The following is a 13,786-nucleotide window of genomic DNA, read 5'->3' as shown; positions in this document are numbered from 1 at the left end:
TATTTGCATTATGGTACCCATAATAATTTTTATACTTTTCTGCTTTTTATTTTCAATCCTTCTTATTCCAATAAACTTAAATATATCTGATTACAACTTATGAAAGAGGTTTTCATGACTAGGGAATTATTTTCTACTAATGAAATGAAATTATTATTTGAAAAATTAGCATCCTTTACTGTTTATCCTGAAAATAAAGGTGTAACACGTTTGGCTTATACACCCACAGACCAATTGGCACACCAATACATGATAGAAACCATGCAAAAAGCTGGGTTTACTGTTCGCCAAGATGCAATAGGGAATATTTTCTGCCGATTACCGGGAAAAAATCCTGATTTACCTGCTGTTGGCACTGGCTCTCATTTGGACACGGTTCCTAATGGCGGTGCTTATGATGGTACGCTTGGTGTCGTGGCAGGGTTTTATGCGCTGATGCAATTTGAACCACAGCAATTGTCCCGTTCCCTTGAGCTCGTCATTTTCAGGGCAGAAGAATCCAGCCGATTTGGTTTTTCCTGTATTGGCAGCAAAGTGTTACTTGGAAAAGTTGATCGTGAAAAGTGGGCACTCAACCGAGATGATGATGGACGCAGTTTTTTCGATGTCCTCGATAGTCTTGGTTACCCAAGCCACGAAATTGAACAGTGCCAATTGGCGGATAACCATTATTCAGCTTTTATCGAAATGCATATCGAACAAGGTCGGCGCCTTGAACTTGAAGAAAAATCAGTGGGAATTGTGAACGGCATTGCCGCGCCAACCCGCTTCCAAGTTCAGGTCACAGGGCATGCAGATCACTCTGGCGCAACCCCAATGTACCAACGTCACGATGCATTAGTGGCCAGCGCCGCCATTATCAGCGATGTGAATCGAGCGGCTTGCCGTGAAGCGGTATGGGGAACCGTCGGTACCATTGGGAAACTCAATGTATATCCAAATTCCATGAACGTGATTCCCGGTGAAGTGAATTTCTTGGTCGATATTCGCGGTATTGAGCCAGAAAGTATTGCCCGCGTTGCCACTCACTTGAAAAATTCCATTAGAAAATCTGAACAAGACAACGATGTTTCGATTCAACTTCGTGAAATTTCAGCAGAAGCACCGGTGAAATTAAATAACGAGATTTGTCAGTGCATTGAACAACATTGCCTTGAGCAAAACATCGGTTATATGACCATGTTGAGCGGTGCGGGTCATGACTCTATGAATCTCGCCCAAAAATTCCCAACCGCCATGATTTTCACACCATCAAAAAATGGAATTAGCCATCACCCTGATGAATTCACTGATTTCGACGACATCATTATTGCCGCCAATCTATTGAAAGATACCCTGCATTCATTAGCAAAATAAAGCTTTAGTGAAATAAAAAGCCGCTGGGAGAATGCTCTCGCAGCGGCTTTTTCCTATTACCCAAAAATTACATTAATGACGCCAAACATCCGGTATACAGCTGATAGGCTGTTAACATCTGTTTTTCATCGAAATCAAAATTAGCTTGGTGATGCCCTGCGGTTCTGTCGGCACCGACAACAAAATACAGAGATTTCCCCCCATGACGCTGGACGCGTTTTGCCAAAATAGTGGCATCTTCGCTGCCGCCAAACGGGCGAGTCGCCACTGCCGTTAATTCCTCATGTTGCCCTACCACTCTTGCTAAGGTATCAATCAGCTCTTGGTCATTGGTTAAATCAACCGCTTCTCCCATCACTTCACTTTCCATTTCTAACTGGAAGCTGTGCGCGGAACCTTCTGCCATGCGAATCGCATTTTCGCTCATAAAGCGGTTAATCTCTTCATTCTCGCCACGGACTTCTATCTGCATTTGCGCATAGGATGGCGTTACGTTTCGCCCTTCACCGGCATTAAGTACCCCAACGTTAATGCGCGACATTCCTTTACCGTGTCTTGAAATTCCCAACATTTGCGTTGTGGCATGACAAGCGCCGGCTAGCGCATTGCGTCCCAATTCAGGCTCCGCTCCCGCGTGGGATGGTGCACCTTTGAAGCGAAAATCCAGTTTTGTTGTGCAGAGGAAATGAGTTGGGTTAATCACAATTTCACCGCTATTGGCAATGAATCCTAAGTGCGCCCCTAAAAAATAATCCACATCATCCACAATGCCACTTTCTGCCATCGCTCTCGCACCGCGAACGCCTTCTTCCGCAGGTTGGAATAACAGTTTTACTTTGCCAGATAAGCTCTCTTTATTTGCCACTAACCAATGCGCAACCGCTAAACCAATCGCGATATGTCCATCATGACCACACGCGTGCATTTCGCCAGGATGACAAGAACTAAAATTATCATTTTTTGGCCGATGGGTCTCATCGGTACTTTCTGTCACGCCGACACAGTCAATGTCAAAACGTAGTGCGACTGTCGGCCCTGCTTTGCCGCTATCGAAAATGGCAACACACCCTGTCAGCTCCTGCATTTCAGCCAGCAGATTTTCATCAACTTGGTGCTTTCTCGCCACCGCTAAACCTTTATCAACCACTTTTTGTTGGCGTCCAAAGGCATATTCAGGGTTGATCACTTGCGGGCCCACTTTGACGTCCAAATTTAAACGACGCAGTTCTTCAACGATTTTTGCTGTGGTTAAAAACTCAGACCAACCAATTTCCGGGTATTGATGAAATTCACGACGCCATTGAGTCAGTTGTTCTAATGTAATGTTTGACATGTTATCTCCTTAAAATTAAAGCATGATGAGCGCAATGAAGATCACCCCAACAATCATGCCGGGCGCAGTACGCTTCACAATTTCCATCGGGTTCACATTGGCTAAACCTGCACAGACGATAGCTGCACCTGCTAACGGTGACATGGTTCTACCCAATGCGCCTGAAATTGCAGAAGCCATCCCCAAATCAGGAATTTCATAACCAAATTGCTGGGCAAATGGTGTTACCGTTTCGTTGAAAGCAAACGCGGCTGCATCACCTGAACCCGTGATAATTCCCATTAAGAATGGGCCCAATGTCCCTCCCCAACGTGCAAATTCAGGAGAGTGGATCAGAAAACCAATAAAGGAATCAATTAAGCCAGATGCTTTGAGACCCGCAGAGAAAACGGCAGCAGCGATGATGATCCCAAGAACATCCCCATAAGCATTCCCCATTCCTTTAAAAAACTCTTTAGTGATGGTTGAAGGGTTAGTACGCGTGATAACTAACGCATAAATTGCCCCGATGACCATCGCTGCTGGCACACTGATTTGATACGCTTTCAGTGCATCCATAAATGGCAAAATTAATAGAATCAATGGAATAAATGGCGCTGTCGCGTAAAGATAATTTGGTTGCTCTGCCGCTGCGTTTTGTTCTGTGCCTGCGGTGCCATTCACTTCAACAACCGCTTTCATGTTGTACTCTTTTTTCACTAAAGCCACTACCGCTAAGGAAACGGCGGCAATGCCCCCAACGGCTAAGCTGTATGGCCCGTGGCGAGCAATTAAGTCAACAATGCTCATGTTCGACATCTGCGCCACAAATGGGTTATGTGACAACCCAGGACTCAGCATAGAACCTATCGTACCGCACAGCACGGCACCACCAGCAATAGCTGGGTGAATACGCGCAGCAATCAGTAACGGAATCAATGTCGCACCCACCGCAGCAGCACACCCAGCCGCGGAAGGGATCGCGATATTAATAAAGAAAGTCAGTACGACTGCCGCGGGGATCAGGAAAAAACCCAGTCGAGTCAGAACACGAGATAACACCAGTACTAAGTGTTTATCGCACTTGGTGTATTTCATCACATAGGCAAAACCCATACTGGAACAAATGGCTTGGATCAGCGGAGCCGAAACCATGCGCTCGCTAAATGCATTTAAGGCATCCATTGGCACAAGGCTAATAATACAAAGTACTAGCCCCGCAGCAATTAATACCATCCGAGTTTCATATTTTTTAATTAAAAGATAAATTGTAGCAACGATAACTAATGCCGCGATAATTTGTATTATCATGACTGACCTCTTTTATTCCCTGGAGAAATAGATAGAACAAATAAAGAAAAGAATGAATTTTTTAATTGGTAATTCATTGTGAACTTAAATTGTTTTATTTAATTGAGGGATATCAATTTTAATTCCCTATCTGGAAATTAACCGCCATTTTGTGATCAGCACGATGTTTACTATAAAAAAATCATTCAAAATTAAAAAATATCCTTTAAAAACATAACCATGATCAACCATCAAGAAACATTAAACTCCGTCAAAATGACTATAAAATTAACGTTGTTATCATTTTGGTAATATTGAAACTCTTTTTTTACTCTTTACTTATTAAATGATTAAATATTAAATTCAATAAATAATTAGATTTATAAATATAGATTATCATTTAGATTGAAATCATGTTTTACTCAAAAAATGAGTAATAAATCCCAACCAACAATTTAAATGCGTAATAGTAAATAAAATATTAAAAATTGTTTTAACATTATATTTTATTGAATAAATATAAATAAAAAAAACGAACCATCGATACCCACACATTCGGAAGTCTTTTGTCTTAATTTCACGTTTTTCGTTTGTATCATTAGCTGTTTTGACCGCTGGTTTTCATCGTGATTTTATCTCACCCCATCAGACCTTTTACCGTCTCACGCCCTTTCCAGTGACGCGACAGACTAGAATAAAAAATGAGCAAAAACACAATTCATTAATTCTTTTTAAGCATGTGCGAAACCGTTTGCTTTTTATTTTTACGGCTATAGAATTCGTCAGATTTTTTTGGCCAGAGGAAAGCTACAGGAGGCAATTGTGTCCGGTGATAAAAATTATAGTCATGAGCCAGTACCCATATCCGCAAGAAAAGGCGGACTCGCATTAACCTTTGTAATGCTGGGTTTAACGTTCTTTTCTGCCAGCATGTGGACCGGAGGCGCTCTCGGTACCGGTCTTAGTTTCAACGATTTCTTCCTCGCAGTTCTCATTGGTAATCTTATTCTTGGTGTCTACACCGCCTTCCTTGGTTTTATCGGTTCTAAAACAGGCTTAACAACCCACCTTCTTGCTCGTTATTCTTTCGGTATTCGCGGCTCTTGGCTCCCTTCTTTCTTACTTGGCGGTACACAGGTCGGCTGGTTCGGTGTCGGCGTTGCCATGTTCGCCATTCCCGTCGGTAAAGCGACAGGCTGGGATATCAACTTACTGATTGGTATCTCCGGTATATTGATGACCGTTACTGTGTTCTTCGGTATCTCCGCGTTAACCGTGCTATCTATTGTTGCTGTTCCTGCCATCGCCATCTTAGGAAGCTACTCCGTGTATCTTGCTGTCACTGATGCCGGTGGTTTAAGCGCATTGCAAATGGTAAAACCAGAACAACCAATCGATTTCAACCTCGCACTGGCGATGGTCGTCGGCTCGTTTGTCAGTGCGGGAACGTTAACCGCTGACTTTGTACGCTTCGGGCGTAAGCCGAAAATCGCGGTACTGGTGGCGATTGTGGCGTTCTTCTTGGGCAACTCACTGATGTTTATCTTCGGTGCGGCGGGCGCAGCTTCCTTAGGTATGGCGGATATCTCCGACGTAATGATCGCGCAAGGGTTACTCTTACCCGCAATTATCGTGCTTGGTTTGAACATTTGGACAACCAACGACAACGCGCTGTACGCTTCCGGCTTAGGGTTCGCCAACATTACGGGCTTATCCAGCAAGACGTTATCCATTATCAACGGCTTAGTGGGCACACTCTGCGCACTGTGGCTGTACAACAACTTTGTTAGCTGGCTGACCTTCTTATCCGCAGCCATTCCACCGATTGGTGGCATTATCATCGCGGATTACTTAATGTATCGTCATCGCTATGCCACTTTTGACATGAGCAAAATGCGCGATGTGAATATCAGTGCGTTGATAGCCGTGGCTGCGGGTGTTGCCGCAGGACATTGGCTACCGGGAATTGTCCCAGTTAACGCAGTGCTTGGCGGCGCTATCTGCTACGCCATCCTGAATCCACTATTGAATCGCGTACGCGCCACTAATTCGGAGATGACCCGTGCTTAATCAACAAATTCAACATATCCACAATGTCCGTTTGCCTGAGCGTGAAGGCCTGTGGCGAATCGATATTGAAAATCAACAAATTAAAGCTATCGTTCCGCAGCCCGCAGGTGAAGTACTCCCTAACAGCCTTGATGGTGAAGGTGGCTTAGCCATTCCACCGTTTGTTGAACCACATATCCATTTGGATACAACCCAAACCGCTGGGCAGCCAAATTGGAACCAGTCTGGCACCCTGTTTGAAGGGATTGAACGCTGGGCCGAACGCAAAGCAATGCTAACCCATGACGATGTGAAACAGCGCGCATGGCAAACTCTAAAATGGCAGATTGCTAACGGTATCCAACATGTTCGTACCCACGTTGACGTTTCCGATGCCACTTTAACGGCATTAAAAGCGATGCTGGAAGTGAAAAAAGAAGTGGCGCCTTGGGTGGATATGCAGATCGTTGCTTTTCCACAAGAGGGGATCATGTCCTATCCAAACGGCGAAGAGCTATTAGAAGAAGCGCTACGTTTAGGGGCGGATGTGGTCGGGGCCATCCCGCACTTTGAATTTACCCGTGAATATGGTGTGGAATCACTGCACAAAACTTTTGCATTGGCACAAAAATATGACCGTTTAATCGATGTTCACTGTGATGAAATTGATGATGAACAGTCACGCTTTGTCGAAACCGTTGCCGCCCTTGCTCACCGTGAAAATATGGGCGCACGCGTTACCGCCAGCCATACCACGGCAATGCATTCTTACAACGGCGCTTATGCTTCACGTTTATTCCGTCTGCTGAAAATGTCAGGGATTAACTTCGTCGCCAACCCGTTAGTGAACATTCACTTACAAGGCCGTTTCGATACCTATCCAAAGCGCCGTGGGATCACCCGCGTGAAGGAAATGCTCGCAGCAAACATCAATGTCTGCTTCGGTCACGACGATGTGTTCGACCCGTGGTATCCACTGGGCACCGCCAATATGCTGCAAGTGCTGCATATGGGTCTGCATGTTTGCCAACTGATGGGCTATGGCCAAATTAATGATGGCCTTAAGCTTATCACTGAGCACAGCGCGAAAACGTTGAATTTGCAAAACTACGGTATCAATGAAGGGAAACGCGCAAGCCTGCTGATCCTGCCTGCTGAAAACGGTTTTGATGCAGTACGCCGCCAAGTGCCAGTACGCTATTCCATCCGTGATGGTCGCGTGATTGCCACTACGCAACCAACTGTGACTCAAATTCAACTCGACGATGTCGAGACGATTCGTTACGGTTATCAGCCACATAGCGAGAACTAAGTTTTACCCCAGCACGGGGCTTGTTGAGCCTGCAATCAATGAGTACCCCGTGTTTCTCTCCTCTGATTTGCCTCATTTTTATTGCTAAACCCCAGACTGTTTCTTTACAGTAAAAGTTTCTTTAAGATGAATTAAGTCAAATAAAACGATTGCTGGGTTTCCATGAGAATACTATTAATTGAAGATCACCTTAAAACCCAAGGCTGGGTTAAAAATGGCTTAGAAGAAGCGGGTTTTCTAGTGGATGTGGCGAATGATGGTCGTGATGGTCTCTACTTTGCTTTAGAAAACAATTATCAATTGGTAATTCTCGATATCATGCTGCCGGGTATGAGTGGCTGGGATATTTTAAAAATCTTACGCACCGCCAAAAGCATTCCCGTTATTTGCCTCACCGCACGGGATGCCGTAGATGATCGTATTAAAGGCTTAGAGCTCGGTGCCAATGACTACCTTGTGAAACCATTTTCGTTTTCTGAATTATTAGCACGCGTTAAAAACCAACTCAAAGTGAATCAGCCAACCTCGACAACGATGACAATTGCGGATTTAAAGATAGATCTGACCCGTCATGATGTTGAGCGCGGAGGAAAGAAAATCATCTTAACCCGCCAAGAATTTTCTCTGTTGCTGTTTTTCGTGCTGCATAGCGATGAAATTTTACCTAGAACCTTAATTGCCAGCGAAGTTTGGGGTATCGATTTTGACAGTGATACCAATATCATCGATGTCGCCATCCGTCGATTGAGAAAGAAAATTGATGATGAGTTTGAAGTTAAGCTTATCGAAACCATTCGAGGGATGGGATACCGCTTAAATAGGCCAATAGAATGAAAAAAAAGTCGCTACGCTTTAAACTTATTTCCCTGTTTATCATTCTGATGGTCGCTAATGCTGGCATCGTGACATGGGTTTTGTATCACTCACTAAAAAATGAGCTGTCAGAACAAGACAATAATTTGCTAGTAAATCGCGCAGAGCAACTCGCTAAGTTAATTTCGGGTGGCATTGATATCAAAACGCTGCCGATGTATTTCCAAAGCATGATGGACATGCGCCAAGATTTGATCCAAATTTCTGATGCGAGTGGGCACATACTCGTCGCGACTAACAGCGAACTTCTGGATACCCAACCGCTGCGGTTAGTGAACCTTGAGCAGCTCAATATCCATGCAATCAACCATTGGCAAACCGCACAAAGCATTCCTATCTCCGCGGTCTATTTCGCCATGAACTCACCATTAGGGCAGCTCCATGTGGTACTCGGTAAAGTTTCCGTCGACCGCAGCGGGGTATTAACCCAATATTTAACCCAAAGCATGCTGGTGTCTGCTCTCTCAATATTGTTGATGGGATTACTGAGTTTATGGTTACTGAAAAAAGGGCTCTCCGATATTCAATCACTGAGCCAGATCACGATCAAAACAGACGTTCATGCACTGAATGATCCGATCGATATTGATCAGCTTCCACAAGAGTTAAAAGAGCTGGGCGAATCAATGAATACCATGCGCCAACGGCTAAAACATGATTTTGTTAAACTAACCCAGTTCGCCGATGACTTAGCGCATGAGCTAAGAACGCCCATTAATGCCATTCGAGTGCAAAATGAAATTACGCTCCAGCGTTCCCGCAATGTGAGCGAATATGAAGAGGTCATCATTAGCAATATTGAAGAGCTCGATAAGCTGGCACAGATGATCCAAAGCACATTATTTATTGCTCGTGCTGAAAATAAAAACATTACGTTAAATCGAGAAAATCTCTCAATCTCGGGATTAGTGAATGATGTTTATGAACTATTTTCGGCTTATGCAGAAGAGAAACAGATTACGCTTTATTGTGAACCTTCAACCCTCAGGCTTGATGCTGATCCGGTATTACTGAACCGTGTATTCATGAATGTTATCGCTAATGCGATTAAATACTCTCACCCAAATACTCGCGTGGTCACCCAGATCATTGAGCTTCCCCAGCAGCGAGAAATCCGCATCACTAACCAAGGGAACCCCCTACAAAATAGCGAGGAAATTTTCACTCGTTTTTGGCGCGGAGATAATGCCAGAACCTCGGAGGGAACTGGGTTGGGGCTGGCAATTGTCAAAGCGATTGTTGAACTGCATGGCGGTTCGGTTAGTTTTGAACACGAAGCAGGTACCAGCACCATTACGCTAACGTTTCCTACAATCTAAAATTTTCTACAATTAAGTAAGATGACAAATTTGTCATCTTACTGTCAGCCACTTTTATCACGCATTCGGTATAACTGATTTCATTCTTCTTTTTGCTATGGAGCGCACAATGAAAAAGTTACCTAAAATCCCCGATTCTCAAATCACGGATGAATCCATTTTCTTTATGAAGCGCCGGCAGCTACTCAAAGCCTTAGGTGTGGGAGCGGCAGGTTTAACCGTTGCAGCGACAGCAAATGCAGGTTTATTTTCTTGGTTAAGTGACGATGCCCCAGCGACTCCCGTGACGCCAAGAAAAGCCCTCACATTTATTCAACCTGAAGAATTTCAGCCATCGTTAACCCTGACGCCCGAAGATAAAGTGACTGGCTATAATAACTTTTATGAGTTTGGGCTAGGAAAATCAGACCCAGCTGAAAACGCACATACCCTCATTACCGACGAATGGACGGTCACCATTGATGGTGAAGTGAATCGTCCTTTAACCCTGAATTTAGATGATATCAACACCAAGTTTCCCCTAGAGGAGCGTATCTATCGTATGCGCTGCGTCGAAGCTTGGTCGATGGTTATTCCTTGGGTGGGGTTTCCGTTAGCAAAATTATTGGCATTGGTGGAACCCACCAGCAAAGCCAAATATGTCGCCTTTGAAACCCGTTATGCTCCCGAACAAATGCCGGGACAAAAAAGCCGTTATATCGGCGGTGGCTTGCCCTATCCCTACGTTGAAGGGCTGCGTTTAGATGAGGCCATGAATCCGCTAACCTTACTTGCCACTGGCGTATATGGAAAAACATTACCCAATCAAAATGGCGCACCGATCCGCTTAGTTGTTCCTTGGAAATATGGTTTTAAAGGGATTAAGTCTATCGTCAAAATTCACCTAACCGAACAGATGCCAGATACCACATGGAACCTATCCGCGCCCAGTGAATATGGTTTTTTTGCCAATGTGAACCCGCAAGTTGATCATCCTCGTTGGTCACAAGCAACTGAGCGTTTTATTGGTGCGGGGGGGTTAGGTCAAGTAACCCGACAGCCTACTTTACTTTTTAATGGATACGTAGACCAAGTCGCGAGCTTGTATCAGGGAATGGACTTGCGGAGATACTTCTAATGCCCCAAGAAAACAGGCTATTAGTGAGATTAACCAAAGGAGGCTTTCATCTTATTGCTCTGCTCCCTTTGGTATGGCTGATTTTTTTAATTGATACTCAGCGACTTGGCGCTGATCCCGCTAAAGACATCCAGCATTTTACGGGAATAGCCACTTTGCGTTTGCTCGTCGTTATCGCATTGATCCCCGTTATCGCTAAATTATTGCGATTTACCACACTGTTTCAGACACGAAAATTACTGGGATTATGGTGTTTTTTCTGGGCTGTACTGCACTTGAGTAGCTATTTATTACTGGAGATTGGCATCAATAATTTATCACTCTTTTTCGAGGAGATTTTTTCGCGGGTCTACTTAGTGATTGGCGCCACGGCTTGGCTATGCTTATTTTTGATGGCGGTGAGTTCGTTCAACCGCATACGAATCAGCCTAGGCGTATGGTGGAAAAGAATTCACATGCTGCTTTACCCAACGCTATTACTCGCGCTTTGCCACTATGCTTTGTCATTAAAAACTCTAACGCCTGAGCCAATTATTTACTTAGTGTTAGTGGGCTCTGCTTTTGCTTATCGTGTTTGGAGCCAGAGAATAAAGCTGTGCGGTTAAACCTAGAGAAAAACAAAGAGAAATACACCACTGCGATGTTTTCCAAGATGCTAGCTGTAACTTTTGTGCAGCTAATTCATCAGGTAATGTATCTTGTGGCTTCATCTGCCATACCGTTTGCCCTTGTTGCTTGATAACTGCCTCATGAGCCGTCCAATATTGCCAAAATAACATCTCTTCCAGAGGCTTATTCAGCGTATTTAATTGAGCTTGTTCTTGCTGATTGAAATAACGTTTAATGATATTTTTCGACGATTTTCTTGGACGGATCACTTCAATATCAACGCCAATTTCATGATCAGCAGAAAATGCCAGAGCTATCCAATCTTGGCTATGGCTTAAATTAAATTTTGGAAGGTCTGAGCGAGTAAAATAGGGTTTACCATTCGGTGTATACGATATCAACGTCAAGCAATCTCGCCCAAAAAAATGCATCAGTAACCGTCGACCCGCAATAAATGTGGGTGTTAACTGACTTGGGTCTCGGCTTTGAAATTCAGTGCCCAAAGGCATTTGGGTTAGAGTGTCAATTTTTGCAACCCATACGCTGACCTGCTTCAAGCCAAGTTCCATTAATTTCCTCTACGGATCACGAGCGATGTATTTATCCCACCAAATGCAAAGTTATTGGTTTGGATAATCTCCGTTTTGAGGGTGCGCGGGGTGTGCATGATATAATCTAGCTCACCACATTGAGGGTCAACTTGCATTAGGTTTAATGTGGGTGCGAACCAACCTTCCTTCATCATTTCTAATGTCAACCAAGTTTCTAACGCCCCACATGCCCCTAGCGTATGCCCGAAATAGCTTTTCAACGAAGAGATGGGGGTATTAACGCCGAATACATTCGAGGTTGCTTGACTCTCCGCAATATCTCCGCGCTCCGTTCCTGTGCCATGTGCACTAATATACCCAATATCCTGTGGCGCTAGTTTTGCTGCTTTTAAGGCTTTTTCAATACACAGTTGGATAGTTTCAACTTTAGGTTGGGTGATATGCGCTGCATCGCAGTTTGTTGCAAAACTTAAAATTTCACCATAAATTGTGGCACCTCGCGCGACAGCATGATCATAATTTTCGAGAATGAGACTACAGGCGCCTTCACCAATAACTAATCCATCTCGGTTAACATCAAATGGAGATGGCGTACAACTTGGTTGGTCATTTTTTTGGCTTGTCGCAAACAAGGTATCAAATACTGCTGCTTCAGATGGACATAACTCTTCTGCGCCACCTGCAACCATCACGGTTTGATATCCATGACGAATGGCTTCAAAAGCATACCCTATCGCTTGACTTCCCGATGTACAGGCACTTGATGTCGGAATCACTCTCCCTTTCAGCCCAAAAAATAACCCTGTGTTCACCGCAGTTGTATGCGGCATCATTTGAACGTAGGTTGTCCCTGTAATATTGTTCGTATGCTTTTCTGTCAGCATTGTCGCAAAGTCGCTCACAGGCTTAGTGCTGCCTGTCGACGAACCATACGCAATACCGGTTTCTCCATTGGTTAAAATAGGATCATCCAATAGACCAGCCTGAGTCAGTGCTAGCTCGGTGGCTCGCGTCGATAACAGAGAAACTCGCCCCATTGAACGAATTTTCTTTCGCGTATAGTGAACTGGCAACACAAAGTCGTTAATAGGAGCCCCAAGTTGAGTATTTAGCCCATCATAAACGGCCCATTCCTGCATGTTTTGCACAGCATTTTTACCGTTAAGAATATGGGTGCGAATATCACACCATTGCTCACCTAAAGCGCTAACGCCACCCATTCCTGTGATAGCAACACGGTGTATCATTGCATACCTCCATTAATCGAAATCACCTGTCGAGTCACATAGCCCGCAATGTCGGACATTAGGTAGGAGGCTAAACCAGCAACTTCTTCGGGTTGACCACTTCTTTTCATTGGAATTAAATTCATCGCTTGTTCAAATGCGATAGGTTCCATTTGAACCATACTGGTTTCAATCAAGCCGGGAGCAATACAGTTAACGGTAATTTTGCGCTTAGCAAGCTCAATAGCCAGTGCTTTTGTCGCACCGATAATACCTGCTTTGGCTGCACTATAGTTAACTTGACCACGATTCCCCATCACACCAGAAACTGATGATAGGGTGATAATCCGTCCTCCTTTTCGCAGGCCAATCATTGGCATAATGCAAGGGTGAACAACGTTATAAAAACTGTCTAAGTTTGTATGAATAACCGCATCCCAGTCATCTTCGGTTAACGCAGGAAAAGCGCCATCGCGGGAAATTCCCGCATTGCAAACCACACCATAATACGCGCCATATTCGGCGATATCTTGATCGATAATCTGTTTGGTTAACGCCCTTTCACTCACATCAAACGAGACCAAACGCCCGGCGCCACCCGCAGCTTCAATCTGTTGAAGCGTATCTTGTGCACCCTGATGGTCTTGATGATAGTGAACCACGAGATGGAAACCATCTTTCGCTAATTGTATCGCTATCGACTTACCGATCCCTTTACTTGCCCCTGTCACTAATACGGTTCTATTTGAATTTGTTTTCATTTTATTTTCGA

At 44.3% G+C, this 13,786-nt stretch carries 12 protein-coding genes; 7 read left to right on the top strand and 5 right to left on the bottom strand.

The window, feature by feature from the left end:
• The first annotated feature begins 114 nt into the window (after nt 1-114).
• Complete coding sequence (locus QS795_RS00690; RefSeq protein ID WP_154602188.1) at nt 115-1,356, top strand: Zn-dependent hydrolase; 1,242 nt, start codon at nt 115-117, stop codon at nt 1,354-1,356.
• A gap of 67 nt (nt 1,357-1,423) precedes the next feature.
• On the opposite strand, the gene QS795_RS00685 is transcribed toward QS795_RS00690, so the two are convergent.
• On the bottom strand, nt 1,424-2,689 hold the full coding sequence (locus QS795_RS00685) for an amidohydrolase (protein ID WP_286271536.1): 1,266 nt from the start codon (nt 2,687-2,689) through the stop codon (nt 1,424-1,426).
• A 15-nt stretch (nt 2,690-2,704) separates the two neighbouring features.
• Complete coding sequence (gene dcuC / locus QS795_RS00680; RefSeq protein ID WP_154602186.1) at nt 2,705-3,979, bottom strand: C4-dicarboxylate transporter DcuC; 1,275 nt, start codon at nt 3,977-3,979, stop codon at nt 2,705-2,707.
• A gap of 801 nt (nt 3,980-4,780) precedes the next feature.
• Between dcuC and codB the strand changes: the two genes are divergently transcribed.
• From codB to QS795_RS00650, 6 genes are all read left to right on the top strand, one after another.
• Nucleotides 4,781-6,028, top strand: a complete 1,248-nt coding sequence (gene codB / locus QS795_RS00675) for a cytosine permease (protein ID WP_108478658.1) — start codon at nt 4,781-4,783, stop codon at nt 6,026-6,028.
• Nucleotides 6,021-7,319, top strand: a complete 1,299-nt coding sequence (locus QS795_RS00670; protein ID WP_286271532.1) for a cytosine deaminase — start codon at nt 6,021-6,023, stop codon at nt 7,317-7,319. Before codB ends, QS795_RS00670 begins: the two co-directional genes overlap by 8 nt.
• A gap of 162 nt (nt 7,320-7,481) precedes the next feature.
• Nucleotides 7,482-8,153 carry a heavy metal response regulator transcription factor gene (locus tag QS795_RS00665; protein WP_036949891.1) on the top strand — a complete coding sequence of 224 codons (672 nt, stop codon included), beginning with the start codon at nt 7,482-7,484 and terminating at the stop codon, nt 8,151-8,153.
• Nucleotides 8,150-9,511 (top strand): heavy metal sensor histidine kinase, encoded by a 1,362-nt coding sequence (locus QS795_RS00660; protein ID WP_286271530.1) that lies wholly within the window; start codon nt 8,150-8,152, stop codon nt 9,509-9,511. The genes QS795_RS00665 and QS795_RS00660 overlap by 4 nt, the downstream gene beginning before the upstream one ends.
• A 109-nt stretch (nt 9,512-9,620) precedes the next feature.
• A complete protein-coding gene (msrP, locus tag QS795_RS00655) occupies nt 9,621-10,628 on the top strand; it encodes a protein-methionine-sulfoxide reductase catalytic subunit MsrP (protein ID WP_286271528.1) in 1,008 nt (335 codons plus the stop codon).
• Nucleotides 10,628-11,233, top strand: coding sequence for a protein-methionine-sulfoxide reductase heme-binding subunit MsrQ (locus tag QS795_RS00650; protein ID WP_286271526.1), 606 nt, complete (start codon nt 10,628-10,630; stop codon nt 11,231-11,233). The genes msrP and QS795_RS00650 overlap by 1 nt, the downstream gene beginning before the upstream one ends.
• Here QS795_RS00650 and QS795_RS00645 read toward each other — a convergent pair.
• Genes QS795_RS00645 through QS795_RS00635 form a run of 3 tightly spaced genes read right to left on the bottom strand, consistent with a single transcriptional unit; the run spans nt 11,174 to nt 13,775 of the window.
• A complete protein-coding gene (locus tag QS795_RS00645) occupies nt 11,174-11,806 on the bottom strand; it encodes a 4'-phosphopantetheinyl transferase family protein (protein ID WP_286271525.1) in 633 nt (210 codons plus the stop codon). The two genes, QS795_RS00650 and QS795_RS00645, sit on opposite strands and share 60 nt — an antisense overlap.
• A complete protein-coding gene (locus QS795_RS00640) occupies nt 11,806-13,035 on the bottom strand; it encodes a beta-ketoacyl-ACP synthase (RefSeq protein ID WP_286271524.1) in 1,230 nt (409 codons plus the stop codon). The genes QS795_RS00645 and QS795_RS00640 overlap by 1 nt, the downstream gene beginning before the upstream one ends.
• On the bottom strand, nt 13,032-13,775 hold the full coding sequence (locus QS795_RS00635) for a 3-ketoacyl-ACP reductase FabG2 (protein WP_318626727.1): 744 nt from the start codon (nt 13,773-13,775) through the stop codon (nt 13,032-13,034). Before QS795_RS00635 ends, QS795_RS00640 begins: the two co-directional genes overlap by 4 nt.
• Nucleotides 13,776-13,786 lie beyond the last annotated feature (11 nt).

The organism is Providencia zhijiangensis (assembly GCF_030315915.2).
Lineage (GTDB): Bacteria > Pseudomonadota > Gammaproteobacteria > Enterobacterales > Enterobacteriaceae > Providencia > Providencia zhijiangensis.
This window is presented reverse-complemented; position numbering and strand designations above follow the sequence as displayed.